Source organism: Pseudomonas sp. PVC-5-1, from assembly GCF_057444345.1.
In genome coordinates this window covers 2,595,058-2,622,039 of record NZ_CM172024.1, presented here as the reverse complement: position 1 = coordinate 2,622,039, position 26,982 = coordinate 2,595,058, and the positions used below count along the sequence as shown (strand labels likewise).

Genomic DNA, 26,982 nt, shown 5'->3' with positions numbered 1-26,982 from the left:
AAACATGAGGTCTTGCGGGGCGTCGAAAGTAATGTCAAGGCGCTGAAACACTCCTGCAAAAACCCTTCCAATCAAGGCCGACACTGGCTTTGCCTGCACCACTCGCGGCTGCCTGTTTCAGCCCTGAGACAGAATATGCCGCAGCTTGTCATGGTGCCTACCTTAACCTTTTGATCTGAAACCGCTTCTCGAAAGCGGCACACCTTCTGCTCCCTCGTTCACATCGCTGAACAGGGCCAGCGCTCATTGAAGGAGTTGCCGTCGTGAGGAAAACTGACAAACGCCTTTATCACCTGCTGCTGATGGGCTATGTGCTGGGTTCGTTGAGCCTGACGGCCCAGGCCGACAACGGCATCATCGTGATAACCCGTGATGTGCAGACACGCAACGCTGTGGTCCCGCCGTTAAGACCCGACCCCAACCCCACCACCGTCAATGCCAATCCTTCCGCTCACATCCTCAAGCAAACCAACGAACTGAGTGATGGCGACTTCGCCAACATCAGCAGCGGTGCGGGCATCAGCACCCTGATTACCCAGCAGACCAACAACCTGGGCGGCAACCTCAATAACCAGTCCCAACTGCCCAACCTGGCCGGTGGCCGCGGTACAGGCTCGGGAAATGGCATCTCGAACATGGTCAACTCGAGTGTGCAGCGCGGCCTGGCGCCGCTGCAGATCCTGACCGGAGGCAAGTGAGATGAAGCACACGCTGCTGATCCTGGTCACGCTGTGCAGTACATCGGCCTTCGCGCAATCCCCGGTCCCCGTGATCAACAACGCCGACATCGACAGCTCGGGCAGCCGTTACCAGGGCAACCTGTCGGTCAACCAGGCAGCCGGCGACCAACAGCAACAGGCCAACGCGCGCGCCTTCGCCGCAGGGCCCGAGGCTGGCGCCACCACGCAGATCCGCCAACGGCTGAACGCCCCCGCAACTTCCGCGATGGACGCGCGCGCGACCATACAGGGCGACGCCTTCAGCAACGGTAGCGGCGCCCTGGGGGTCAACCAGAGCGCCGGCGCCAACACCCAGCAAGCGAACGCACTGAGCATCAGTCTCGGTGCCCAGCCGCAAAGCATCGACGACAGCGTCCTCATGCAACAGAACGTGGCGCTGCTCAACAACTCCGGTCCGATTGACACTTCAACTGGCAATCGCCAGGTCACCACCAGTGACCAGGCCTTCACCGGTAGCCGTGGAGTGATTCAGTTGAACCAGAGTGCCGGGGTGGGAAACCGAATGGCCAACACCTTGAGCATCCGGGTCGCGGATTGACCCATCCAGTTAAGAACAACACTTAACCTAAAAGTACGGAGAATCACCATGAAACCCTCGATGGCAATCAAGCCTCTGGTTTTCGCAATTGCTGCGGTCATGGCTGTTGCTGTACAAGCTGATCAGAACGACCGGCGTGGCGGGCACCACAATGGTCACCACAATAACGGGCATCACACCCCTCCTCCCACCCGGATCCCTGTGTATGCCACAGCCAACGCCATGGACAGCCAACGCAGCACGGGTAACACCATCACCAACCAAGGCACCATCAACGAAGCCGAAATGAGCAGCTCGGCCACGGGTGCAAGCGGCAACGTGGGTGTCAACGTGGCAGCCGGTAACGGCAACCAGCAGGACAATGCTGCGGCTATTGCCAATGCATCGTCCGAGTCCAGCCTGGACAACAGCTTCGTGTTCGGCACCGCCGAAGCCACCGCTGACGTTCGCCAGTTCAGCAACAACAACCGTGTCGACAACTGGTCCACCCAGAACTCGGCAGTCATGGCCGGCTCGGCCGATGGTGCGGAGGGTAACGTCGGCATCAACATCGCTGGCGGCGACCTGAACCAGCAGAAGAACACCATGGCCATCGCCAACACCGGTGCCCCGCTGGGCAATGCCACTGCCACCGCCTCTGCCGACCAGAACGGCCCAGGCCTGACGGTGAACAACGGCGCCGACCGCACCTACCGGGTGGACACGCTGACCATCACCACCACCAAGAGCGGTTCCAGCTCGCGTGAGGGCACGTTCAATTCGACCGACGACCGCAGCTCGTCCTCGAGCTTCAGCGTGGCCGGCTCGCGAAGTGCCAGTTCCAGTGGCTCCAGTGGCTGGAACTCCAGCGGTTCGAGCAGCATGAACGCCAGCGGCTCGCACAGTTCCACTGCCAGCGGCTCCAACAGCTGGAACGCCAGTGGTTCGATGGCCGGCAACTCCAGTTCGTCCAGCAGTGCCAGCCTGAGCGCCTCCTTGGCCGCGGCAGCCGATGCGACCCGCACCACGACCACCGATTACGGCCGTCACGAGCGCACTCGCACCGACAGCTTCGATGCCTCGCTCAATGCATCGCTCAATGTGGATGTCGACCACTCGCGGGAAAGCTCTTACGACAAGTCGTTCGAGAAGGCATTCGACTCGTCGTATGACAAGGCTCGCCAATCGAGCTACGAGAAGTCTCGCGACTCCTCGTATGAGAAGGCTCACGAGTCGTCCTATGCCAATGCATCGGAATCGGCGTTTGAAAAGTCTGGCGAGAAATCGTCTCAATCGTCGAACGACGTGTCGAAGAGCTACAGCGAAAGCAGTGCCTACGACTTGAGCAATACCGTGTCCTTCCAAGTGCTGACCCCTACCGGATGGGCAAACCCTGTTACCAACACTGCAACCCTTAGTGGTTCGGTGAATGGCGGCAGTGGCAACCTGGGCGTGAACGTGGCAGCCGGTGTGGGCAACCAGCAGAGCAACTCGCTGGCCATCTCCAACACCTCGTTCTGATCGCTGTGCTTGAGGCCCCCTTCGGGGGGCCTTTCTTCAACAGAACCGGAAGGCATCCGATCATGCGCATCATTGCCCTGGCGTTTTTGCTGTGCCTGGCCAGCATGAGCGAAGCTGCACAAATGCCGCTGTCCGTCCTGCCGGGCGGCGCCGTGGTGTTCAAGCCCATCCAGAGCGTACGCGAGCGCAAGTTCGCCGACCTGGTGCAACAGAAAACCGACTTCAGCTGCGGCGCCGCCGCGCTGGCCACCATCCTGCGCCAGGCCTACTGGCTGGATGTGGACGAGCAACAGATCATCGAAGGCATGCTGGCCCACGCCGACCAGGACCTGGTGCGCACGCAAGGCTTCTCGATGCTCGACATGAAACGCTACGTGGAAAGCCTGGGGATGCGTGCCCGCGGATACCGGGTGGCACCCGAGACCCTGCACAGCGTGCGCATCCCGGTCGTGGTGCTGATGGACGTGCGCGGCTACAAGCACTTCGTGGTCATGCAGAAGGTCGACAAGGGCTGGGTGTATATCGGTGACCCGGTACTGGGCCACAAGCGCTACAAGGTCGAAGATTTTCTCAAGGGCTGGAACGGCATCATCTTCGCCGTCATCGGCCAAGGCTACGACAAGAACAACATCCTGCTCGACCCGCCCCTGCCGCTGACCGCCAAGGGTCGGGTGAACAACTTCACCCCGGTGCAGGATGCAGAGCTGCTGGACTTCGGTTTCATCAAAAGCGACTTCTTCTAACGACTCTTGCAACGACAAGGAGCACGAGGCTCCGGGGAGCACCCCAATGAAGAACCCATTCTGGCTCGCGATCGCATGCCTGGCCGTCAGCCTTCCCACCCATGCCGAAACGTTCAAGCCCATCGAGCTGAAGGACCATGAGTTGGCGACCCTGCGTGGCCGCTACGTGATGCCGGGGCGGATCGTGAGTTTCGGCATTGTCATGTCCAGCACCTGGCAGAATGCCAAAGGGGACGTGATCGGTGCCACGAGCACGATGCAGATTCAGCAGTCGACCATCAAACCGCAATTCTATGTGTCGTTGATCGACGAAAGCGGCACTGGCACAGCGTCAGCTGGATCCACCGCACCAGGTACCGGTACCGTCACGGGCGGTGCCGGCCTCAACACCACAGAGGGTGTTACCCAGGTGGTACGCGCCGCTGGCGACAACAACACCGCCTACAACGATGTCGCCATCAATGTCTCCAAGGCCAACCAGGCGCCCACCGCGCAGCCACAGGGCCAGGCACTGGCCAACGGCCAGACGCTGACGGGCGAAAACGGCGCAGGTGCGCTGAGTGTGTCTGCCAGCGGCGTAGGGGTGCAGTTCAATATCAATGCCAGCAACAACCAGGGCAGCAGCGTACAGCGCCTGGCGCAGGGTGGCCTGATGCAGAACTCGACGCTGCTGGGCAATGGCAACCGGGTGAACAACGTCACCACGCTCAATGTGGTGATGCGTGAAAGCGTGCCTACAGCCGCGTCGCTGAACGGTAGCCTCGATCAGCTCAAAGGTCTTCGCACATTCGGATACTGATCTACGCTCAGTCTCATCAAAAGTAGTCGGCAGGGACGGCAATTCCATGCACCGATCTTTATCGCTCAAAGCTTTTGTGTGTTTGACCACTTTGGCCCCGGCCACATTGCTCTACGCCGCCTCCGACCCACAGGTTGAGGCTCTCAAGCAGGAACTGATGGAACTGAAACGTCGCTACGAAGCCCAGCAGCAAGCGCTGATGGTGCTGGAGCAGCGCGTACGCCAGGTCGAGGAAACCCCGGCAGCACCACCGCCCAAACGCCTGGTCAGGTCCCCGGCCGAAGGGGTCAAGGGCGCACAGACGGTGGCATCGGGTGCACCGGGCACCACCGGCAGCTCCTATGGTCAGGCGCTGACCGCCGACGCCGAACCGGCACAGAGCGTGTCCAACCTGTATGACGAGGCCAGCGGCTTCTTCGGCGGCGGCAAGTTCAGCTTCGAGACCGGTGTCACCTATACCCACTACGATACTCGGGCGCTGGTGCTCAACGGCTTCCTGGCACTGGACTCGATCTTCCTCGGCAGTATCAACCTTGACCGGGTGAAGGCAGATAACTGGACCCTGGACATGACTGCCCGCTACAACCTCGCCCAGCGTTGGCAGTTCGACATCAACGTCCCGGTGGTGTACCGCGAATCCACTTATTCTTCCGGCGGTGCAGGGGGAGCCGGGGCGAGCACCTCGGACGAAACCGTAACCCGCGACCCGGAAATTGGCGACGTCAACGTCGGCGTCGCCTACAAGTTCCTCGACGAAGACGAGACCTGGCCTGACGCCGTCGCTACCTTGCGCATAAAGGCACCGACCGGCAAAGACCCGTATGGCATCAAATTGCGCCAGGTCGAGGGCAACGACAACCTGTCGGTACCGGAAAGCCTGCCGACCGGCAACGGCGTCTGGTCGATCACGCCGGGCATCTCGCTGGTCAAGACGTTCGACCCGGCCGTGCTCTTCGGCAGCCTGTCCTATACCTACAACATGGAAGACTCGTTCAGCGACATCAGCCCACAGGTCAACAGCAAGGTGCCCGGCGACGTGAAGCTGGGCGACTCCTGGCAGATCGGCGGCGGTATCGCCTTTGCCCTGAACGAGAAGATGAGCATGTCGTTCTCGGTGTCCGACCAGTTCGCCCGCAAGAGCAAGATAAAGCCGGATGGTGGTGACTGGCAGTCGATCTCCAACAGCGACTACAACGCAGCCAACTTCAACATCGGCATGACCTTCGCCGCCACCGACAACCTGACCATCGTGCCCAACCTGTCCATTGGTCTGACCGATGACGCACCGGACTTTTCCTTCAGCCTGAAATTCCCCTACTACTTCTGATACTTGCCATCGGCCGGGCCCGCGCTAAAGGGCCCGGTTTTGGTTACCAGCCTTGTCCCGGACCGCCTCCCATGCCACGGCCTGTTATCATCAAGCACAGTTGCATGACGATTTAATGGCAAAAGGGATGTTTTCGTGAAGAACCTGTCAGACCACCCACGTACCCGGCTTGTCGCCCTGGCGGCCCTGGTACTGGTGATCCCACTGGGTACGCGCGCCATGCTGGGTTGGTCCAACCCGCTCGGTTACCTGTCCGACCTCGCACTCGGCAGCCTGCTGGTCTTGCTGCTGCACCGTCGGCCGTGGTGGTTGGCGCTCCCCGTATTGCTGGCCTGGGCGGCCCTCTGGGTGGCTTCGGCCGAACTGGTCAGCGCGGTTGGCCGTTTGCCCACCAGCGCTGACCTCACATACCTGCTCGACCCGCAGTTCATGGAAAACTCGACCGGTGGCGGCCTGGCCCATGCCTGGCTGCCCTGGACCATGAGCACCGGCCTGCTGGGCTGGCTGGCCATCGCCTGGCGCAGCCGTAGCCAACGCAGCCAGCCGCTGCCACGCAAGGCCTGGGCCATTCCGCTGCTGATGTTTGGCGCCCATTGGGGCAGCCAGCAACTGGTACCTTCCGACGCCGACCAATGGCGGCAATACAACCTCACCCACCAGTTGCTGTCGGCCGGGGCCGGCAACCTGCAGCGCCAGGTCGAAGGCTGGATGGGCCGCACACATACCTTCACCCCTCTGGCCAGTACCGGCCTGACCCAGTCCGACCTGCATGGCCAGCGGCTGCTCGCCGGGCCAGGCAACGCCCGCAACCTGCTGATCATCACCGTGGAAGGCATCCCCGGGGCCTACCTGCGGCCCAACCGCCAGGCCCTGCACAGCCGCTTCGACGAAGAGCTGATGCCAAAGCTCAGCCAGTGGGCCGAGCGCGGCATGAACACCCCGGACTACGTGCTGCATACCCACCAGACCATCCGTGGCCTGTACGCGATGCTCTGCGGTGACTATGACAAGCTGGCCAACGGCACGCCCAAGGGCATGGAACTGCTGACCCAGAACGATCGCAACCAGGCCTGCCTGCCGGCGCAGTTGCGCCAGGCCGGTTTCACTACCCACTACCTGCAGGGTGCCGGCCTGCGCTTCATGGCCAAGGACCGCATCATGCCGCACATCGGCTTTGACTCGGTGCACGGCCAGGAGTGGTTCCGCAACAAGAACTACCTGGACTTCCCCTGGGGCAAGGATGATCGCTCCTTCTTCGAGGGGGCGCTGGACTACGTCGGCCAGCTGCAAAAGCAGGACAAGCCATGGATGCTGACCCTGCTCACCGTGGGCACCCACCAGCCCTACTCGGCGCCGTTCGAGTACATGGAGCGCTACGACACGCCGAAACAGGCGGCAGTCGCCTACCTGGACGATGCGCTCGGTGCATTCCTCGCCAACCTCGAACGCCAGGGCGTACTCAAGGACACCCTGGTGGTGGTGACTTCCGACGAGTCCCACGGCATCGACGGTGTGCGCCTGGCCTCGTCCTGGGGCTTCAACCTTACTCTGGCGCCGGAGCAGGCGCAGTTGCCACGGATCAAGCGGGGTACCTACGGCCATATCGACCTGGCCACCTCCCTGCTCGACTATTTTGCGCTGCCCATCCCCATGGCGCTCGGCGGTCGCTCGCTATACCGCGATTACGACAGCGGTCGTGAAATGATCTCCTACACCAACGGCATGCTGCGCTATCACGACGGCCGGGGTGTGTTCACCGAATGCGATTTCCAGCAGCGCTGCCGGCGTTACGCCAGCGAGGGCTTCATCGCCGACCAGGCACGTTACCTTGGGCTGGGCGACAGCCTGCTGGGCCAGCAGATCGGTGCCCTCGCGGGGGTGCTCGACCAGTCCCTGCTGCAGACACCGCTCAACCTGCGTTACCAGTTCGGCGGCCCATCGCCGATCCAGCTGCGCAAGCGCATCAAAGATGACTGGGCCGACAACCTGATCGGCGCCCAGTACCTGGAAATGCCCGAGGGTTCGCATACCCGCGTACGGGTCAAGGTACGTTCGCTGGACCCCAAGCGCGCAGCCTATATCCAGCTCAAGGCCAAACAGCTGGAGCAGGACGTACCGCTGGGCTTGCCTTACGAAGTGAAAGTCACCGCCGACGAGCCGCTGGAAATGGAGTTCAGCTTCGACAACCCGACCGCGCGCAAAGCGTTTTCCTTCCATTTGCTGGGCTATGGTGGTGGTCAGGTGGAAATCAGCGACTTCAGTGTGATAACCGCGCTGCCAGGGGAAGATGAAGCAGCGGATGAGCTGACCGAAGGGCATATCGCCCATTCGGGCTGAACGGTACCACTCATCGCCGGGCCGCCGCGACCTGTCGATTCAACCCGTCCGTGCTCGACTAGTGTGTGAATCACCCAATGTGGAGATAACACCATGAGCACAAGCGAAAGCAGGCACCCGGTGGTTTCCCGCAGCCAGTGGCTGGCGGCCCGCCGGCAGCTGTGGCTGCACGAAAAGGCCTTCACCCACCACCGCGACGCGCTGTCCGCAGCCCGTCGCGCCCTGCCCTGGTTCAAGGTGGAGCACGACTATCGCTTCCAGGGGCCCGACGGCGAACTGAGCCTGGCCGACCTGTTCGCAGGCCGCAGCCAACTGCTGGTTTACCACTTCATGTTCGCCGAAGGCTGGAGCGAAGGTTGCCACGGCTGCTCATTCCTGGCCGACCACTTTGACGGCGCCAACCTGCACCTGGCCCATCACGACGTGTCGCTGGTGGCGGTGTCGCGTGCGCCGTATGCCGAGTTCCAGGCATTCCGCCGGCGCATGGGCTGGCAGTTCCCCTGGTATTCGTCACATGGCAGCGGCTTCAACGAGGACTTTGGCGTCAGCGTCGGCAGCGAGGGCCAGCGGCAGTACAACTATGAGCCATATGAGGGCGATGAAAGCGAGCTTCCCGGGCTGAGTGCGTTCTACCGCGAGCCGGACGGCAGCGTGTACCACACCTACTCGACCTATGCCCGCGGGCTGGACATCCTGGTCAACACCTACAACTTCCTCGACATCGCGCCACTGGGGCGCAACGAGGCCGGGACCATGGACTGGGTGCGGCACCACGACCGTTATGAAGGGCAGCCGGACAAGCCTAACTGCTGCCACAAATAACGTGAGGCAACACATATCCCTTGTGGAAGCGGGCATGCCCGCGAACACCGGCAAAGCCGGTGCCAGGCACCGCATCGCCTGTTTCGCGGGCGCGCCCGCTCCCACTGGGGCCGCGGTATGTCAGCCGCGCACACCCAGCATCCCGCGCTCGACGATGAAGTCGATAACCGCCTGCAGCCCCTCGCCCTTCTTCAGGTTGCTGAAGGTCCATGGCCGCTCCGGGCGCATGCGCTGGGTATCGCGCTCCATCACCTCCAACGAAGCCCCCACATAGGGCGCCAGGTCGGTCTTGTTGATCACCAGGAAGTCCGACTTGGTAATCCCTGGCCCACCCTTGCGCGGGATCTTCTCGCCTTCGGCCACGTCGATCACGTAGATAGTCAGGTCGGCCAGCTCAGGGCTGAAGGTGGCACTCAGGTTGTCACCGCCGCTTTCGACAAAGATCACCTCAAGGTTGCCAAATTTGCGCGCCAGTGCTTCGACCGCCGCCAAGTTCATCGAGGCGTCTTCACGTATCGCCGTGTGCGGGCAGCCGCCGGTTTCCACGCCGACGATGCGCTCCGGCTCGAGGGCCCCGGCTTCGGTCAGGATGCGCTGGTCTTCCTTGGTGTAGATATCGTTGGTGACCACTGCGATCTGGTAATGGTCGCGCATGGCCTTGCACAAGGCTTCGAGCAGCGCCGTCTTGCCGGAGCCGACCGGGCCGCCGACACCGACGCGCAGGGGTTGTTGATAGCTTTGCATGCAGGCAGTCCTCAGGAACGGAACAAACGGGTGTATTGGGTTTCGTGACGCGATGAGGCAATGGCCAGCAATGGCAGGCCACCGCCAAGCTGGTCATCGCCCAGGCCCAGTGCCTGGTCGAGGGCCGCGGGCAGCCCTGCACCCAGGTCGCGCAGCAAGGTCTGGGCGGCCTGCTGGCCGAACGGCACCAGCTTGACCCCGGCCATTACCGCGCCCTCCAGCCAGGCAAAACCATGGCCCAGGGCCAACTGGCGCAGTGGGATCGCCCAGTGCGCAGCCAGCCAGGCCATACCGCCCAGCTGGGTGAGTTCTAGGCTGGCCCGCCAGGCCGGCGCCTGGCCCAGTTGCCAGCCGTCCAGCAGCCGTGCCAGCGCCGCGCCGCGCTGCTGTTCTTCCAGGCGCAGCTCGGCGGTTTCACGGTTGGCCAGCAGAAAGCGGCTCCAGTGGCCGAAGGCTTCGGCGTCCTCGGCCTGGCAGGCGTGGTACAAGCGCGCCAGCACCGGCCAGTCGAGGCAGGCCAGGGTGTCGTCGATCTGCTCGCGCTGCCAGGCAGCGAAACCATCCACGTCCCGTACCCAGCCCGCCTCGACCGCCCACTCCAGGCCTTGCGAGTAGGTGAAGCCACCCACCGGCAAGCCAGGGCTGGCCAGCTGCAGCAGGCGCAACAGCGCCAGGTCGCTGTCCATCAACCAGCCAGTACCAGCGCGGCGCCGGCCAGCAGGCCGCCGCCAAAGGCCTTCTGCAGGCCGCTATGCCTGCGCAACAGGCAACCGACCGCAAAGCCGGCCGCCAGCAACAGGCCGCTGACCGTGACGAAGCCGGCGCTGAACTGCCAGAACGCGCTTGGCGTGGCTTCCACGCCATGGGCCCAGCCATGGAACAGGGCGAACACCGGCATGGCCATTGCCAGCAGCAGCTGGCGGCTGGGCAGCAGCACGGCACCGGCAGCCACCAGCAGCGACACAGCAATCAGGGTTTCCATACCCAGTACATCGCCGAACAGGTGGCCGCACACCGCGCCGCCAAACATCGCCGCCAGGGTTGCCAGGGGTAGCGTCAGGTTGCGCCGGGTCAGCGCGGCGAGCGCACCGGTGCCCAGCAGCATCAGCAGGTGGTCAAGACCGGTCAGCGGGTGTAGCAGGCCGTCCTGCAGCGGGTTGGCGTCGTGCCCGGGGTGGGCGAAGGCAGGCAGAGCCAGCATCAGCAGAAACAGGGCGAAAGTCTTTTTCATCGGTTGCTCCAGGCAGTTCAGGAATGGGCAGGCAGGCGCACGAACGGGTGATCGTGGCCGTGGGCATGGCTATGGCTGTGGCTGTGCGGTGCGCTCTGGTAGGCGCCCGCTTCAGGCTCGAACGGCGCCTGTTCGGCCTCTACCGTCAGGCCCAGGCCACGCAACATGTCGTCCAGCACGTGGTCGTGCTGGAAGCGCAACAGGCCGGGTTCGATCTGCAGCGGTACATGGCGGTTGCCCAGGTGATAGGCCGCGCGGGCCAGCAGGTGCGGGTCGGCGCAGCGCACCGTGGACACCGCCTCGGGCGCCGCCAGCACACGGATCAGCTGGGTGCCCTCGGCATCGGCCAGCAGTTCGCCTCCGCGCAGCAGGTGGCCGCGTTCGAGCATCAGCCCGGCCTCGCGACCATCATCCAGGGTCACCCGCAGGCGGCTCTTGATGCGGCTGTCCACGTCCAGGGTGACGGTGCCGGTTTCGCCCAGCTGGCCGGGCTCGGTGATACGGCGGGTCAAGACAATCATCGGTGCTCCTTCAGAACAGGAAGTAACGCTGGGCCAGCGGCAGTTCGCGGGCCGGTTCGCAGACCAGCAGTTCACCGTCGGCACGCACCTGGTAGGTCTGCGCATCGACCTCGATCAGCGGCTGCAAGGTGTTGTGGACCATGTCGGGCTTGCGCACCCGGCGGCAGCCGTGGGCCACGCCGATCAGGCTGCGCAGGTTCAACTCCTCGGCCAGGCCACGGTCCATCGCCGCCTGGGGCAGGAAGGTCATGCGCGTGGCATGCCGCGCCGCGCCCAGGGCGCCGAACATCGGGCGGTAATGCACCGGTTGCGGCGTGGGGATGGAACCGTTGATGTCCCCCATGGGCGCGGTGACGATCATCCCGCCCTTGATGACCAGGGCCGGCTTGACCGCAAAGAACGCTGGCGCCCACAGCACCAGGTCGGCCAGTTTGCCGACTTCCACCGAGCCCACTTCGTGGCCGATGCCGTGGGTCAGGGCCGGGTTGATGGTGTACTTGGCGATGTAGCGCTTGACCCGGAAGTTGTCGCTGTAGCTGGTGTCCGGCGCCAGTGGCCCGCGGCGCAGCTTCATCTGGTGGGCCACCTGCCAGGTGCGCAGCACCACCTCGCCAACCCGGCCCATGGCCTGGGAGTCGGACGAAGTCATGGCAAAGGCGCCCATGTCGTGGAGGATGTCCTCGGCGGCGATGGTTTCGCGGCGGATGCGCGACTCGGCAAAGGCCACGTCTTCGGCGATGCTCGGGTCCAGATGGTGGCAGACCATGAGCATGTCCAGGTGCTCGTCCACGGTGTTGACCGTGTACGGCAGGGTCGGGTTGGTCGAGGACGGCAACACGTTGGCCTGCCCTGCCGCGCGGATGATGTCCGGGGCGTGACCGCCACCAGCACCCTCGGTGTGGAAGGTGTGGATGGTGCGGTCGCCGATCGCCGACAGGGTGTCTTCGATGCAGCCGGACTCGTTGAGGGTGTCGGTGTGGATCGCCACCTGGATGTCCATTTCCTCGGCCACGCCCAGGCAGCAGTCGATGGCTGCTGGTGTCGAACCCCAGTCTTCGTGCAGCTTGAGGCCCACGGCGCCGGCTGCGATCTGCTCGCGCAGCGCTTCCGGCCGCGAGGCGTTGCCCTTGCCCAGCAAGCCGATGTTGATCGGCAGGCTGTCGGCAGCCTGGAGCATGCGCGCCAGGTACCAGGGGCCGGGCGTGCAGGTGGTGGCGTTGGTGCCGGTGGCCGGCCCGGTACCGCCGCCGATGAAGGTGGTGACACCGCTGTTCAGCGCCTCGTCCACCTGTTGCGGGCAGATGAAGTGGATGTGCGAGTCGACACCACCGGCGGTGACGATCTTGCCCTCGGCCGCGATCACCTCGGTGCCGGGGCCCACTGGCACGTTCACGCCCGGCTGCACATCGGGGTTGCCAGCCTTGCCGATCACCGCGATACGCCCGTGCTTGATACCGATATCGGCCTTGACGATGCCCCAGTGGTCGATGATCAGGGCATTGGTCAGTACCAGGTCCATGGCTTCGGCAGCCAGCATCTGGCCCTGCCCCATGCCATCGCGGATGACCTTGCCGCCACCGAACTTCACCTCTTCGCCATAGATGGTGAAGTCGTGCTCCACCTCGACCCACAGCGCGGTGTCGGCCAGGCGCACGCGGTCGCCCACGGTGGGGCCGAACATGTCGGCATAGGCCTGGCGGGAAATGCGGCTCATGCCCTGCCCTCCAGCGCGCCCATCACCTTGCCCTGGAAGCCGTAGACCTCGCGCTTGCCGGCGTATGCCACCAGTTGCACGGTACGCGCCTGGCCAGGCTCGAAGCGCACGGCGGTACCCGCGGGGATGTCCAGACGAAAGCCCAGCGTAGGCGCGCGCTCGAACACCAGCGCCTCGTTGACTTCGTAAAAGTGGTAGTGCGAGCCGACCTGCACCGGCCGGTCGCCATGGTTGGCCACGCTGACGCTGACTGTCGCGCGGCCGCTGTTCAGCTCGATGTCGCCGGCGGCGACCTGGATTTCACCTGGGATCATGCGGGGCTCCTGGGCAACTTCAAACGATGGGGTCATGCACGGTCACCAGCTTGGTGCCATCCGGGAAGGTCGCTTCGACCTGCACGTCGTGGAGCATTTCGGCGATGCCAGGCATTACCTGCTCGCGGCTCAATACTTCACGCCCCAGGCTCATCAGCTCGGCGACGGTGCGGCCATCACGGGCGCCTTCGAGCACGGCGGCACTGATCAACGCCACCGCTTCCGGGTAGTTGAGTTTCAGGCCACGGGCCAGGCGCCGCTCCGCCAGCAGCGCGGCGGTGAACAGCAGCAGTTTGTCTTTCTCTCTCGGGGTCAGCTCCATGGCGCTCTCTCAGGTGGCCCAGATACGCGGCGGGCAGGCCGGCAGGCCGAGGACGGCCGGGCGCAGCACATGCCACAGGCGTTGCAGGGTGCGTTGCAGGTGTTGGTTGTCATGGTCGAGCACGCGAATCACCAGCAACGACCCGAGCAGGGTCGCGCCGGCCGGGTTGGCCATCTCATCGAGCAGCGGGCGCACCAGATCCAGCACGGCCTGGTCGGCGGGTGCGGCGCAGAAGGTGGCCAGCAGCGGATGCCCGCCAAGCTTGCTCAGGCGCCCGCCTTCGACGCGCAGGCGCTCGTGCAGGCCCACTTCGTCGGGCAGTTCGATGTGCAAGCGGCTGTCGAGGGCTCCGTGATCGAACCGCTCGCTCATCACCGGGCGCCCCAGGCACAGGGTTTCCCAGGCCAGCAGGCGCGCCCCCGGTTCGAGGGTGAAACGGCTGTCGAGGCTGGCGCGGGCGCCGGAGAAGAAGATGCTGTCCTGCGGCAGCCACTCCAGGGTGCTGTCGGCGCCCAGGTGAAAACGCTGGACCAGCCGCGCGGTCGGGCCGATGCTGCGGTAGAACTTGCTGGCGCCGGGCATGGTCAGCAGCGCGTGGCTGCCCGGCTCCAGCTGGATATCCAGCTCCAGGCGGTCGCCAGCGACGATCCCTCCAGGAGGGTGCAGCACGTAGACATGGCACGGTGCACCTTCCGGATAGAACGGTCGCTGCACCAAAAGAGGTCCGAAATGCCGCCACGCACCAAGGCGGGTCACCTTGTCGCGTCTGACGAAGCGCAACTGCAGGTGAGCACTCCAGCCGGCATCGTCGTGTTGTTGTTCGATCTGCTCCGCGAGCGACATCCTGCGGCCCCTGAAATCCGTGGCCTGCTGGCCGTTTAGAGTGGCAGGCACGCACGGCTACGGCGTGCGCGCCCTGACCACTCGATCAAATTCGCAGGCTGGATATAGCAGGTTGCGGGCCAACTCCGCAGGTGAACGAAGATGAAGGATTTGCCATGGCCGCTCTGGCATCGGGCATACGGGGGGATGGCGCACAAGGCAGGGGCGTGCTTCGGCCCTGTTTCGGTGCCGGAGCAAGGTGAAAATGGGGCTGCGTTGCAGCCCTTCGCGGGCGCGCCCGCTCCCACAGGTTGATGGGTGTCTGGAGGCCTGTGCAGTACCTGTGGGAGCGGGCATGCCCGCGAAGGGGCGCAAAGCGGCCCCAACTATCAAAACTCAGTAATCGAAGCGGTCCACCGCACGTCGGCGTTCGTTGTCGTCACGCCGGTCATAGATGGCGGTGGTCTGGATATTGGCGTGATGCGCCAGCTTCTGCGCAATGGACAGGTCGTGCTCTTCGATCACCCGGGTGATGAACGCGCGACGGAAGTCGTGCGGCATGATCTTCACGCCCACCTGCGCACCACGCTGGCGGGCGATGTAGTAAATGGCATGCTTGGTGATACGCGCCCGGGTGATATGGCTGCCACGGCGGATGCGGTTGAACAGGAATGGGTCGTCTTCGGCCCCTGCGGGCAAGTCCTGGCGGCGCAGGTCCAGCCACGCCTGCAACTTCTCGAACGCCCATGGCGGGGCGTACTTGATCAACTGGCGGTTGCCCTTGCCCAGCACCTGCAGGCTGCGCGCCTCGAAGTCGACCTGGTCCAGGTCGATGTCCACCGATTCCGACTTGCGCATGCCGGTGCCGTACAGCAAGGCGATGATCGCCGCGTCACGCACACCCTGCGGCCGTGGGTCGGCCGCACACACATCCATCAGCTCGCGAATCAGGCTGCGGCGCAGGTTGCGCCCCGGCGGCAGGCGGCTGCCGGTGGCCGGCTTGACCTCGCGAATGCGCAGCAACTGCTCGTGATCGATCAGGCCCTGGCGCCAGGCTTCGTTCATCACACCGCGAATGGCGTTGACGTACAGCGACGAACTGTTGGGGGCGTAACCGTCCGCACGCAGCGCCGCCACCAGGGCGATCACATGGCCGGGCTCGAGCCGATGCCAGGGCACATCGACGATATTGCAGTCGACAAAACCCAGCCGATCGGCGGCGTCCTGAAGTATGTAGCGCATGGTTTGCTGGCTGGATGGGGCCAGGCGGGCCATGTACTGCAGCAGCGGATTTTTCGAGAGATCGGACAAAACGTGAATCCTGTAGCGAAGCGTTGGCCAGCGGCGAACCGGCCAGACCCTGAAGCAAGTCAATACGACATACAAGCAGGTCCAAATAACAGCGGAATACACATGTCATTCGGACCCGGAGAAGTGCCATCACCTTGATATACAAGGGGTTCGGAGCTGGCACGGATCGTGATCTTACCCCAATTGAGCCCACTGAACGAACGAAGGTCAGCCCATGCTTGTGCAGCCGATCGATTCACGCCCACGCCAGGCCGTCTGGGGCCTGGGTTTCCGCCCATTCTTCCTGGGTGGCAGTTTGTTTGCGCTGCTCGCCTTGCTGTTGTGGGGCGGCGTACTGGCCGGTGCGCTGGAGCCCACGCCCCCCGGCGGCATGCTCGCCTGGCACCGCCACGAAATGCTCTATGGCTTTGCTGCTGCCATCATCGCGGGTTTCCTGCTGACCGCCGTGCAGAACTGGAGCGGCATCCCAGGCTTGAACGGGCGCGCGCTACAGGGTTTGTTCCTGCTTTGGCTGCTGGGCCGGGTGAGCTGGTTCCTGCCACTACCGGGCGGCCTGCTGGTAGTGATCGAGGGCAGCTTCCTGCCACTGGTGGCACTAGCCCTGGCACGGCCGATCGTGCAACGGCGCTTGCGTAACAACTACCCGATCGTCGGCCTGGTGCTGTTGATCGCCGCCTGCCAGTGGCTGACCCTGGCCGGCTGGCTGCGCCAGGACGAACTGTGGCAGCGCCGCGGGGTGTTTGCCGGGTTGTGGCTGGTGGCCGCGGTGATGACCGTGCTTGGCGGGCGGGTGATCCCGTTCTTCACCCGGCGCGGCCTGGGCAACATGGCACCGACCCCTGCCCGCCCCTGGCTGGACCGGGCCTGCCTGCTGCTGAGCGTGGCGGTACCGCTGGCCTTTGCTTCGGGTTTGGCCGATACGCCGCATATCGGCCTGGCCGTGCTGTTCGGCACCTTGTTTGCCTTGCATACGGCCCGCCTGACCTTGTGGCATGACCGCGGCCTGTGGCGTGTACCCCTGCTGTGGTCGCTGCATCTGGCCTATGCCTGGATTGCCATTGCCTGCCTGGGCATGACGCTGTGGCATGCCGGGGTGGCGCTGGGCCCGAGCCTGGTGACCCACGCCCTGACCGTGGGCGCCATGAGCGGGCTGATCCTGGCGATGATGGCACGGGTCAGCCTGGGCCACACCGGCAGGCCGCTGCAGGTGCCGACCAGCATTGCCTGGGCCTTTGCCTTGATCCAACTGGCGACGCTGGCGCGGGTGGTGCTGCCGCTGTTCACGCCGCTGGGGGTGAGCCTTTCAGTAGTTTGCTGGAGCCTGGCGCTGCTGCTGTTCCTGCGCCACTACCTGCCCATCCTTCTGCAGCCACGGGCTGACGGTATGCCGGGCTAGCCTTGATGCCTAGATTGGGGCCGCTTTGCGGCCCATCGCCGGCAAGCCAACTCCCACACCGACCGCGCCGACCTCAAGGCCAGCGCTGTACCTGTGGGAGCTGGCTTGCCGGCGATGGGCTGCGAAGCAGCCCCAAGGTTTCAGCACAGATGCACAAATTGCCGGGGCCGCGTTAACCTCCCGGCGCCGGCCACCACCCCGGGAACATCTGCTGCACCCGGGGTTCGGCGAAGCGCTCGTCGATCAAGACCAGAACGCCACGGTCCTGGTCGCCCCGGATGACCCGGCCTGCCGCCTGGATAACCTTGCGCACGCCCGGGTAGAGATAGGCGTAATCGAACCCCGCACCAAACTGCCGCCCCAGGCGCTGCTTGAACTGCTCGTTGACCGGGTTGACCTGGGGTAGCCCGAGGGTGGCGACAAACGCGCCGATCAGCCGTGTGCCCGGCAAGTCCACCCCCTCCCCGAATGCACCACCCAGCACCGCAAAGCCCACCCCACGGCCATCCGCCACAAAACGATCGAGAAAGCCCTGGCGGGCCGCTTCGTCCATGCCCGGTTCCTGGGCCCACATGGGTATCTGTGGATGCCGCTCGGCCAGCAGCCCGGCCACCTGTTGCAGGTACTCGAAACTGCTGAAAAATGCCAGGTAGTTGCCCGGCATGCACTCGTACTGCCGGGCAATCAGCTCGACGATCGGCGCCAGCGAAGCCTGGCGTTGCTGGTAGCGGGTGGATACCTGGTTGGCGATGCGCACTTCCAGCTGTTCGGCGCGAAACGGCGCGGCCACTTCCAGCCAGGCGGTATCGACCGGCATGCCCAGCAGGTCGCTGTAGAAGTGCCGTGGGCTCAGGGTGGCGGAGAACAGCGTCACGCTGCGCGCCGCCTGCATGCGTGGGCCCAACAGGCGCGCCGGGGTGACATTGCGCAGGCACAGGGTGGCCAGCCGCCGCTTGCGTGGCCCCTGGCGCTGGCTGATGTCGAACAGGAAGTGCTCGTCGAACAGCTCGGCAACCCGGCTGAACTGCAACGCCTGGTAGAAGAACTGCAGCACCTGCGGGTCCATTTGCGCAGGCGTCTGGTTCATTTGTTCCTGGATCAGCCCGATGCATTGCTGCAGGGCACGCAGCAAAGCATCTGGCAGCGACTCGCTGGCCTGGTACGGCGCGCGCTGCTCCTTGTAGAGGGCGTTCCACTGCCGGTTCAGCCGGTCCAGCGCACTGACCAGCCCAGGCGGTTTGCTCTGGCGCAGGGCCTGCAACTGCCCCTGGTCGAGGCTGGCGCTGTACATGCCGCGGCCGCGCTCGACCAGGTTGTGCGCCTCGTCCACCAGCACCGCGACCCGCCACTGGTTGGCCTGGGTCAGGCCGAACAACAAGGCATGGGCATCGAAGTAGTAGTTGTAATCCGCCACCAGCACGTCTACCCAGCGCGCCATCTCCTGGCCCAGGTAATACGGGCATACCTGGTGCGCCAAGGCCACTTCGCGCAGCTGGGCGCGGTCAAGCATGGGCAACGCTGCCGCCGCAGCGCGCGCGGCCGGCAGGCGGTCGTAGAAGCCTGCGGCCAAGGGGCAGGATTCGCCATGGCAGGCCTTGTCGGGGTGCTCGCAGGCTTTGTCGCGGGCGATCAGCTCCAGCGTGCGCAAGGCCGGCTGCGGCGTGGCATCGGTGATCTGGCGCATGGCATCCAGGGCCAGGGCCCGGCCCGGGGTCTTGGCCGTGAGAAAGAACAGCTTGTCCAGTTGCTGCGGCACCATGGCCTTGAGCAGGGGGAACAAGGTACCGAGGGTCTTGCCAATTCCGGTACTGGCCTGGGCCATCAGGCAGCGGCCGGTACTGACCGCCTTGTACAGGGTTTCTGCCAGTTGTCGCTGGCCCTGGCGGAACGCCGGATAGGGAAAGCCCAGCGCTTGCAGGCCCTGGTTACGCTCGGCCAGGCGCTGCTCCTGCCCTTGTGCCCAAGCCAGAAAGCGTTGGCACTGGGTTTCGAAGAAGGCCTGCAGTTCGGCTGCCGTGCAGTGTTCACTGATCAGCGTCTGGCCATCGCTGTCCACGTCCAGGTACACCAGCGCCACCTCGATGTCCGGCAGTTGCCGTGCCTGGCACATCAACCAGCCATAGACCTTGGCCTGCGCCCAGTGCAACTGGCGATGATTGGCCGGCTGGCGCGCCAGGTCGCCACGGTGGGTCTTGATCTCTTCCAGGCGGTTGCAGGTGGGGTCGTAACCGTCGGCGCGGCCACGCACTTTCAGGATTTCGAACTGGCCTTCGAGGGTAATTTCCGACTCATAGCCCGCAGCGCGTCGCGCCACCACCCGACGGTGCCCATCGATCCCCTCCTGAGCGGTGGGTGATGGGGTGAAGCGCAGGTCCAGGTCGCCGACCTTGGCGCTGAACTCGCACAAGGCCCGTACCGCCACGCTATAGCTCAAGGCGTTTCGCTCCAGCGTACATGGCACACCGCGACAGGCAAACCGTGCGCCCGGCAGAACTCCAGCCAGCGCAGCTGGTTGTCCTGCAGGCGGTCGCCGGGCCCCTTGACCTCGACCATGCGGTAGCGGCCCTGTTCGGGCCAGAACTGGATCAGGTCGGGCATGCCGGCGCGGTTGTTGCGGATGTCCTGCAGCAGGCGCAGGAAGCACTGTTTCAAATGGACCGCCGGCAGGCAGGCCAGGGCTTGCTCAAGCAACTCTTCGCTGAGCACGGACCAGAACACGAACGGCGACTGCAGGCCTTGCTTGGCGGTGTAGCAGTCGAGAATCGCGCTGTGATGGCTGCCATCGTCGAGTCGCCCCAGGCAACGTTCGAACAGAGCACTGCGGCGTTGCTGGAAATCACCGTCGTGCAGGTCCTGCGGGGCGGCCTGGAACGGGTTGAAGAAGGCGCCAGGCACCGGGGCGAAGATCGCCTCCCAGCACAGCAGGCCGAACAGGCTGTTGAACAGCGTGTTCTCCACGTAATGCACCGGCCCACCGGCTTCGGCCAGGTACTGGCGTACCGCCTCCTCCACGCCCAGCGCTGCGTGTTCCCGGGGCAGCTCCAGCTCGATCAGTTCCAGCGGCGCGACACGCTGGCGCCGCTGTGGCGGGCCACCGAGCTTGCGTGCCAGGCGTGGCAACATGCGTTCCAGCGCCTGCACTTCCAGGGCGTTGGCCGGTGCCGCGGCCAGTTGCAGCGCCAGCGCATGGGCTTGGTGCCACTGCTCGCTGCGCTCCAGCACCCGCACCTGGCGGATGCGCGCTTGGGCGTGGCTGCACTGCGTGTAAACAGCCATGGCCTGCGTCCAGTCGCCCAGACGCTCGCATTGCTGGCCCAAGGCGAATTGCAGGCGCGCATGGCGCCGGGCCAGCCATGGGTTGTCGCTGTGCAGGCCCTGCATGGCTGCCAGGATCGCCTGCGGGTCGTCGCCTTGCTCAAGGCGCTCGGCGCAACGGTGCAAGGCCATGGCCAGGTCGACTTCGGCACGTTGTTGAAGGGCACGCGAATCGGGGCTGAACGGCACCTGTTCGTAGCGCAACAAGCCAAGGTCGGCGAGGACGAAGTCCGACCAGTCCTGGTACAGGTTGCCGAAGAACAGCAGGCGCATGCGGTCGCACAAGGGTTGCAGGCACCAATGGAGGATGCGCATGCCGCTGTCCGGGAACCACTCGGCCAGTGAACGGGCTTGCAGGCCCAGAGGTTGCAGCTGTGCAAGCAGGTCATGCTTGGCGGCGCGAGGGCGGCTCAGCTGTGGGGCAAAACAACGGGCAAATTCGTCCTTGCGCAACAGGGCGAACAGTTGCTCCAGTTCCAGTTGCGCGGGCTCCCGTACCCAGCCGAGGGCCAGCAACGGCTGCAGGGCCTGCCCGGTATCGCCGATTTCGGCATAGTCGAGGCGGTCGCTGCGAAACAGCTCGCCCTTGCGCATGACCATGCGCACCATCAGGGCCTGTGCCGGGGCGTCCAGTTGGCCGAAGGTGCGGATGAAAGCGAGTTCCTGATCGTCGAGCAGGTCTTCGTAGCGCTGTTCGACCCACAGCAGCACCTGGCGGAAGTTGTGCAGGTAGTAGAACGGGTCGTCGACGGAATGGGCGATCACGGGCTGGGGTCAGGCGGCTGGAATGAATACTGGTTATACATACAGACCAGTATGCCTGGCAAGTGCCGTGGGTCATCTCGGTGGCGCTGTCTGTAGGAGCGGCCTTGTGTCGCGATGGGCTGCGCAGCAGCCCCGGCGATTTCGGCGTTGGCTTGAAAATCCCGAGGCTGCTGCGCAGCCCATCGCGACACAAGGCCGCTCCTACAGGCGACGGCGCAAAGGTTACTCAGTCGCGGCAACCATCTCCGCCGCCTTGACCTTGGCACTGCCAATCGGCGCCTGCAGCAGCAGGAAGTAGGCCACCGCCGAACACAGCGCCACTACCGCACTGATCATGAACGCCGTGGTGAACGAGCCCGAATACTGGATGCTGAAGCCGGTGACGATCGGCGCCACCGAACCGGCAATGTAGCCGCCGAAGTTCTGGATCGAGCCAAACGACGCCACGCGCTGGCTGTCGACGATGGTGTTGACGATCATCCAGGCGGTGGCACTGGCCATGTTGATGCTGAACAGCGCCAGGCACAGCAGGATGATGCAACCGGTCAGGCCAGTGACGAACGACAGCGGCAAAGTGAACAGCGCCGCCAGCACCAGGCCGGTGATGACACTGAACTTGCGGCTGGCCAGCACGCTCATGCCGCGCTTGACCAGCAAGTCGCAGAAGCGCCCGGCAACGATCGTGCCCGCTGCGCCAAAGCCATAGGCCAGCGACACTACCCAGGCGGTCTTGTACAGGTCCAGGCCGTGCTCACGCTCGAAGTAGCCAGGCAGCCAGGTCAGGTGCAGCCAGAGCATGTAGATCACGCCCATGAAGCCGAGCACCGCGCCCCAGGTACTGCGGTGCTTGAACAGGTCGAGCCAGCCGGCGAAGTACGAGGCTTTCGGCGCATGTGCAGTGGTTGCAGGCGCCTGCTGCCCACTCGGCAACGGCTTGCCCTCGGCAGCAAGCTCCGCCAGGTAACGTGCCTTGCTTTTGTAGAAGGTCAGCCAGCACAGCGCCAGCACCACGCCGATCACACCGGTGATGATGAACATGCCGCGCCAGCCGAAGTTGACCATGAACAGCGTCAGCAAGGGTGGCGCCAGGCACGGGCCGAGGCAGGTCGAGGACCAGACCACGCCGGTCGGGGTACCGCGTTCATTGGCATCGAACCACTCAGACAGGGCCTTGGCCGCCGACGGGAACATCGGCGCCTCGCCAATCCCCAGCAGCACCCGCAGGCCCATGAAGCCGGCGAAGCTGTTGACCATGCCGAACGCTGCCTGGGCCACCGACCAGCCCAGCAGCGAAGCGCCGAGGGCGATCTTGCTGCCCAGGCGGTCGATGATCATGCCCATCGGCAGCTGGGCAAAGGCATAGGCAATGGAGAACGCCGACAACAGGATGCCCATCTGCGACGGGCTGATCATCATGTCTTTCTGGATCGAGGTGTTGGCGATCGACAGTGCACTACGGTCCAGGTAGTTGACGATGCCGATCAACAGCAGGAACACGACGGTGATGCGTTGGTACTTCTTCATAGGGTTCATGTGATGACCTTTATTATTATTGTTGCCGCGCTGTCAGCGCCTTGGCGGTCCTTCGTTCAAGCTGCGCCCTCCCTGACGCAGCGCGCCGCTCAAGGCTGGCGCGCGGTGGTTGCAACTTCCAGCAGCCCGCGTCGGCCGAGGCTGTCGATCAGCGCACGCAGGCCAAAGTGCCACTGCGGTGCCAGGTCGCTGGTGGTCACGCGGTTGCACAGGGTACCCAGTTGCGGGTTGCTGATGCTCACCACATCGCCCGGCTTGTGGGTGAAGCCGTTGCCCGGTTGGTCGCGGTCCTGCTTGGGGGCGAACAAGGTACCGAGGAACAGCACCAGGCCGTCGGGGTACTGATGGTTCTCGTTGAGGGTTTGCTGCACAAGGTCCTGCGGGTCGCGACTGATCTGGCGCATGGAGCTGCGCCCGGCGAGGATGAAACCGTCTTCGCCCACCACCTGCAAGTCCACCTCGGCGGCGCGCACGTCGTCCAGGCCGAAGCTTTCGTCGAACAGGCGTAACAGCGGGCCGAGCGCAGTGGAGGCATTGTTGTCCTTGGCTTTTGACAGCAGCAAGGCGCTACGGCCTTCGAAGTCACGCAGGTTGACGTCGTTGCCGAGCATCGCGCCCTTGATGCGACCATCACTCGACACCGCCAGTACCACTTCAGGCTCCGGGTTGTTCCAGCTCGACTTGGGGTGGATACCGATGTCGGCGCCGTGGCCGACCGCCGACAGCGGCTGGGCCTTGGTGAACACCTCGGCATCCGGGCCAATACCCACTTCCAGGTACTGCGACCACAGGCCCTGCTCCACCAGCACCTTGCGCAGCGCCTCGGCCTGGGCCGAGCCCGGCACGATCTGCGACAGGTCGGCGCCGATGCGGCTGGCCAGGGTGTCACGGATGGCATCGGCCTTGGCCGGGTCGCCCTTGGCCTGCTCTTCGACCACGCGCTCCAGCAGGCTGGTGGCGAAGGTCACCCCAGCGGCCTTCACCGCCTGCAGGTCGATGGGTGCCAGCAGCCATGGCTGGCGCGGGTCGCGTCGGGCCGGGTCACTGTTGCCCAGCAAGGCTGGCAGCCCGATCAGTGGCTCGGCCAGCGGCAGGCCGCGCAGGTAGGCCACCGGGTCGGCCACTTCCAGCAGGGCCGAGACGGTGGCTACATGGGCGCTGATGTCGTGCACGGCACCGGTCTTCACCAGTACCACCGCAGGGCCCTGCTCCGGCAGCCAGACCCGCCCTACCCAACTGCCGCTGTCGAACGCGCTGGCATCGTGATTCAGAGGCAGCGGTCGCTTGCCGTTCGCTCGATCAGTCATCTGTGTACCCTTACTGTCATTCATTGGGAAAGTGCCGGCAGTTGCAGCTGCCCGGCCAGGCGGTCAAGGTCGGACACCAGCTGTGACGAAAGGCTTGCGCCCTGCTTCAGGGCCTGGCGGCGCAAGGCAAGGCCAGCCTGCCCAGGCAGGCGCACCGGGCGCTCGGGGTCGAGTGGCCGGCTGGCCAGGACCAGCCGGCCGAGGAAGCTGGTTTCGTCGGTGAACGCTTGCAGGCCGCCGAAGAAACGCGGGTCGATGACCACGGCGGTGGCCGAGGCACCCCACTGGTCTGGTGCGTCCTTGCGGCCATGGCCGGCCAGCCCCGAGGTCAGGGCTTCTACCAGCAGCGCCAGGGCGAAACCTTTGTGGCCGAAAGCCTGGCCACCCAAGGGCAGGATGCTGCCTTGCGGGCTGGTGAAGAAGTCGCGCGGGTCGTCGCTCAGTTGCCCGTCATTGCTCACCAGCACCGGGTGCGGCAGGCGGCTGCCGGCGTCGCGGCACTGGCCGACCAGGCCGAGGGTGACGGTGGACATGCTCACGTCCAGCAGAATCGGCTCGCCCTGGGTCGGGATGCCCGCGGCAATCGGGTTGGGGGTGTACACCGGGTCGACGCCACCATGGGCGCAGACCAGCCCTACCGACGGGTCCGAGGAATACAGCATGGCTACCAGGCCCTGGTCGGTGTAGGGCTTGAGGTAGGCTGCCAGGCAGCCGATATGCGCGGCACGGCGCACAACGGCGATACCGATACCCTGCAAAGTGGCGCCCTTTGCCGCGCAGTCCAGGGCACGGCTGACGCAGTACGGCCCCAACACGTAGTGGCCATCGAACAGGCTGGAAATGCCACTGTCCGACACCTGCTCCAGTACCTGAGCGCGGGCCTTGACCTGGCCGCCGAGCATGCCGTCGATGTAGCGGCTGACCAGGTTCAGGCCATGGGTGCGATGGCCCAGCAATTCGCCTTCGAGGAGTACCCGGGTCACTACCTGGGCGACTTCGGCATCGGCGCCGGCCTTTTCGAACAGCCGCTCGACGAAGGTGGTGAGCGTTTGCACGTTGTAATGTGTGGCTTGAGTCATTGCGGTTGCCTCGGAAATGGGACAGGGCTGGCGATCAGGTCACGGCACCGATCTGCCAGGGCACGAATTCGTTCTGCCCGTAGCCGTGCAGCTCACTCTTGCTGCGCTCACCGGAAGCGATGCGCAGCATCTGTTCGAAGATGAACGCGCCGCGCTCCTCGATGCTGGTGGAGCCGTCGGCGATGCCGCCGCAATTGACGTCCATGTCTTCTTCCTGGTGCTCGAACACCCGGTTGTTGGTGGCCAGCTTGATCGACGGCGCCGGGGCGCAGCCGTAGGCCGAGCCACGGCCGGTGGTGAAGGCAATCAGGTTGGCACCGCCAGCGACCTGCCCGGTGGCCGAAACCGGGTCGTAACCGGGGGTATCCATGAATACCAGGCCCTGGGCGTGCACCGCTTCCGCGTACTGGTACACATCGACCAGGTTGCTGGAACCAGCCTTGGCCACCGCACCGAGGGACTTCTCGAGGATGGTGGTCAGGCCCCCGGCCTTGTTGCCGGCCGAGGGGTTGTTGTTCAGCTCGGCGTTCATGCGCTGGCAGTAGTCTTCCCACCAGCGGATGCGGGCCACCAGCTTTTCGCCAACCTCGCGGCTGACCGCTCGGCGGGTGAGCAGGTGCTCGGCACCGTAGATTTCCGGGGTCTCGGAGAGGATTGCGGTGCCGCCGGCGGCCACCAGACGGTCGACGGCATTGCCCAACGCCGGGTTGGCGGTAATGCCGGAATAGCCATCGGAACCGCCACATTGCAGGCCGACCACCAGGTGCCGTGCACTGACCGGCTGTCGCTGCACCTGGTTAGCCTCGGCCAGCAGCGCCTTGACCTGCTCGATACCGGCGGCGATGGTTTTGCTGGTGCCGCCGATACCCTGGATGGTGAAGGCGCGCAGCTGGGCGCTGGCCTGCAGGCCCTGGGTTTCCAGCAGGCTTTCGATCTGGTTGGTTTCGCAGCCCAGGCCGATGATCAGCACGGCAGCGAAATTGGGGTGTACGGCGTACCCGGCCAGGGTGCGGCGCAACATGCCCAGGGCTTCACCGCTGGGGTCCACCGCACAACCGGCGCCGTGGGTCAGCGCCACGACGCCGTCGATGTTCGGGTAATCAACCAGCACTTCAGGGTGGATGTCGCGGCGAAAATGGTCGGCCACGGCCCGGGCCACGGTCGCCGAGCAGTTCACCGAGGTGAGGATGCCGATGTAGTTGCGGGTGGCGACCCGGCCATCGGTGCGCACGATGCCCTGGAACTGCGCCTCGCGGCCGGGCTGGCTGCGGGTGTCGACACCGAAGGCGTAGTCACGGGCGAAATCGCCCATCTGCACGTTGTGCACATGCACGTGTTCGCCGGCGTCGATGGCCCGAGAGGCAAAACCGATGATCTGCCCGTAACGGCGCAGGGGCTGGCCCTGCTCTACACGCTCGGTAGCGAGCTTGTGGCCCGAGGGGATCGGCTGACGCACGGTAATCGCCTCGGCGTCCAGGCGCAGGCCTTGCGGCAGGGCCTGGCGGGCGATGAGCACGTTGTCCAGCGGGTTGAGGCGGATGACGGCAAGGTCACCGGATTTGGCAATCAGTTGCATGGGACCTCTCAGGGCGGTGCGGCTGGCTTCTTGTTATGGCTGCGACCACTGTAAGAAGCCTTGGGCAACATTCCCAATGAGATGATCCGATCGTGCGATAACCTTGGGTTATCAAAAGCAGGTATCAGAGCGCGTTTATCAATCACTTTGAGGGCCATTGGGGCCGCTGCGCAGCCCTTCGCGGGCTTGCCCGCTCCCACAGGTACAGCGCATGCCTTGAACCTTG

The 26,982-nt window shown here is 64.7% G+C and carries 24 protein-coding genes; 9 read left to right on the top strand and 15 right to left on the bottom strand.

What is annotated here, in order from left to right:
* Positions 1–263 precede the first annotated feature (263 nt).
* The 8 genes from AC2T3R_RS11825 to AC2T3R_RS11790 all read left to right on the top strand — a co-directional run bounded on the left by AC2T3R_RS11825 (position 264) and on the right by AC2T3R_RS11790 (position 8,806).
* Positions 264–698, top strand: a complete 435-nt coding sequence (locus AC2T3R_RS11825; RefSeq protein ID WP_015270165.1) for a hypothetical protein — start codon at positions 264–266, stop codon at positions 696–698.
* Position 699: 1 nt separating this feature from the next.
* Positions 700–1,278, top strand: coding sequence for an adhesin (locus AC2T3R_RS11820; protein WP_085719915.1), 579 nt, complete (start codon positions 700–702; stop codon positions 1,276–1,278).
* Between the two features lie 48 nt (positions 1,279–1,326).
* Positions 1,327–2,778, top strand: coding sequence for a hypothetical protein (locus tag AC2T3R_RS11815; protein WP_031324312.1), 1,452 nt, complete (start codon positions 1,327–1,329; stop codon positions 2,776–2,778).
* 62 nt (positions 2,779–2,840) lie between these two features.
* Positions 2,841–3,521: a C39 family peptidase gene (locus tag AC2T3R_RS11810; protein ID WP_189121021.1), complete on the top strand. Its 681-nt coding sequence runs from the start codon at positions 2,841–2,843 to the stop codon at positions 3,519–3,521.
* A 46-nt stretch (positions 3,522–3,567) separates the two neighbouring features.
* Positions 3,568–4,320, top strand: a complete 753-nt coding sequence (locus AC2T3R_RS11805) for a hypothetical protein (RefSeq protein ID WP_182328805.1) — start codon at positions 3,568–3,570, stop codon at positions 4,318–4,320.
* A gap of 46 nt (positions 4,321–4,366) precedes the next feature.
* Positions 4,367–5,647: a transporter gene (locus tag AC2T3R_RS11800; protein ID WP_024087027.1), complete on the top strand. Its 1,281-nt coding sequence runs from the start codon at positions 4,367–4,369 to the stop codon at positions 5,645–5,647.
* Positions 5,648–5,782: 135 nt separating this feature from the next.
* Positions 5,783–7,984 carry an LTA synthase family protein gene (locus tag AC2T3R_RS11795; protein ID WP_486745153.1) on the top strand — a complete coding sequence of 734 codons (2,202 nt, stop codon included), beginning with the start codon at positions 5,783–5,785 and terminating at the stop codon, positions 7,982–7,984.
* A 93-nt stretch (positions 7,985–8,077) separates the two neighbouring features.
* A complete protein-coding gene (locus AC2T3R_RS11790; RefSeq protein ID WP_486745152.1) occupies positions 8,078–8,806 on the top strand; it encodes a DUF899 domain-containing protein in 729 nt (242 codons plus the stop codon).
* Between the two features lie 120 nt (positions 8,807–8,926).
* Here AC2T3R_RS11790 and ureG read toward each other — a convergent pair whose 3' ends face one another.
* From ureG to AC2T3R_RS11745, 9 genes are all read right to left on the bottom strand, one after another.
* Entirely contained in the window at positions 8,927–9,550 is a 624-nt protein-coding gene (ureG, locus tag AC2T3R_RS11785; protein WP_410952848.1) for an urease accessory protein UreG, read from the bottom strand.
* Positions 9,551–9,561: 11 nt separating this feature from the next.
* Complete coding sequence (locus AC2T3R_RS11780; protein WP_039612955.1) at positions 9,562–10,236, bottom strand: urease accessory protein UreF; 675 nt, start codon at positions 10,234–10,236, stop codon at positions 9,562–9,564.
* Complete coding sequence (locus tag AC2T3R_RS11775; protein ID WP_061552167.1) at positions 10,236–10,781, bottom strand: HupE/UreJ family protein; 546 nt, start codon at positions 10,779–10,781, stop codon at positions 10,236–10,238. The genes AC2T3R_RS11780 and AC2T3R_RS11775 overlap by 1 nt, the downstream gene beginning before the upstream one ends.
* Positions 10,782–10,798: 17 nt before the next feature.
* Positions 10,799–11,302 (bottom strand): urease accessory protein UreE, encoded by a 504-nt coding sequence (ureE, locus tag AC2T3R_RS11770; protein ID WP_015270156.1) that lies wholly within the window; start codon positions 11,300–11,302, stop codon positions 10,799–10,801.
* 10 nt (positions 11,303–11,312) lie between these two features.
* On the bottom strand, positions 11,313–13,016 hold the full coding sequence (ureC, locus tag AC2T3R_RS11765; protein ID WP_013972449.1) for an urease subunit alpha: 1,704 nt from the start codon (positions 13,014–13,016) through the stop codon (positions 11,313–11,315).
* A complete protein-coding gene (locus tag AC2T3R_RS11760) occupies positions 13,013–13,330 on the bottom strand; it encodes an urease subunit beta (RefSeq protein ID WP_015270155.1) in 318 nt (105 codons plus the stop codon). Before AC2T3R_RS11760 ends, ureC begins: the two co-directional genes overlap by 4 nt.
* Positions 13,331–13,349: 19 nt before the next feature.
* The gene (locus AC2T3R_RS11755; RefSeq protein ID WP_003256923.1) at positions 13,350–13,652 is read right to left on the bottom strand and encodes an urease subunit gamma; all 303 of its coding nucleotides are present in this window, start codon (positions 13,650–13,652) and stop codon (positions 13,350–13,352) included.
* Positions 13,653–13,661: 9 nt separating this feature from the next.
* Entirely contained in the window at positions 13,662–14,495 is an 834-nt protein-coding gene (locus AC2T3R_RS11750) for an urease accessory protein UreD (RefSeq protein WP_410952849.1), read from the bottom strand.
* 375 nt (positions 14,496–14,870) lie between these two features.
* Complete coding sequence (locus tag AC2T3R_RS11745; RefSeq protein WP_015270152.1) at positions 14,871–15,785, bottom strand: site-specific integrase; 915 nt, start codon at positions 15,783–15,785, stop codon at positions 14,871–14,873.
* A gap of 214 nt (positions 15,786–15,999) precedes the next feature.
* Between AC2T3R_RS11745 and AC2T3R_RS11740 the strand changes: the two genes are divergently transcribed.
* Positions 16,000–17,181, top strand: a complete 1,182-nt coding sequence (locus AC2T3R_RS11740; RefSeq protein ID WP_410952850.1) for an NnrS family protein — start codon at positions 16,000–16,002, stop codon at positions 17,179–17,181.
* Positions 17,182–17,353: 172 nt separating this feature from the next.
* On the opposite strand, the gene AC2T3R_RS11735 is transcribed toward AC2T3R_RS11740, so the two are convergent.
* The 6 genes from AC2T3R_RS11735 to AC2T3R_RS11710 all read right to left on the bottom strand — a co-directional run bounded on the left by AC2T3R_RS11735 (position 17,354) and on the right by AC2T3R_RS11710 (position 26,756).
* On the bottom strand, positions 17,354–19,615 hold the full coding sequence (locus AC2T3R_RS11735) for an ATP-dependent DNA helicase (protein ID WP_486745151.1): 2,262 nt from the start codon (positions 19,613–19,615) through the stop codon (positions 17,354–17,356).
* Positions 19,612–21,261, bottom strand: coding sequence for a VRR-NUC domain-containing protein (locus AC2T3R_RS11730; protein WP_410952852.1), 1,650 nt, complete (start codon positions 21,259–21,261; stop codon positions 19,612–19,614). Before AC2T3R_RS11730 ends, AC2T3R_RS11735 begins: the two co-directional genes overlap by 4 nt.
* 222 nt (positions 21,262–21,483) lie before the next feature.
* Positions 21,484–22,785: an MFS transporter gene (locus AC2T3R_RS11725; RefSeq protein WP_486745279.1), complete on the bottom strand. Its 1,302-nt coding sequence runs from the start codon at positions 22,783–22,785 to the stop codon at positions 21,484–21,486.
* Positions 22,786–22,883: 98 nt separating this feature from the next.
* A complete protein-coding gene (locus AC2T3R_RS11720; RefSeq protein WP_486745150.1) occupies positions 22,884–24,101 on the bottom strand; it encodes a fumarylacetoacetate hydrolase family protein in 1,218 nt (405 codons plus the stop codon).
* A 20-nt stretch (positions 24,102–24,121) separates the two neighbouring features.
* Positions 24,122–25,180: an Ldh family oxidoreductase gene (locus AC2T3R_RS11715; RefSeq protein WP_486745149.1), complete on the bottom strand. Its 1,059-nt coding sequence runs from the start codon at positions 25,178–25,180 to the stop codon at positions 24,122–24,124.
* A 34-nt stretch (positions 25,181–25,214) separates the two neighbouring features.
* Positions 25,215–26,756, bottom strand: a complete 1,542-nt coding sequence (locus tag AC2T3R_RS11710; protein WP_410952855.1) for a UxaA family hydrolase — start codon at positions 26,754–26,756, stop codon at positions 25,215–25,217.
* Between the last annotated feature and the right edge of the window lie 226 nt (positions 26,757–26,982).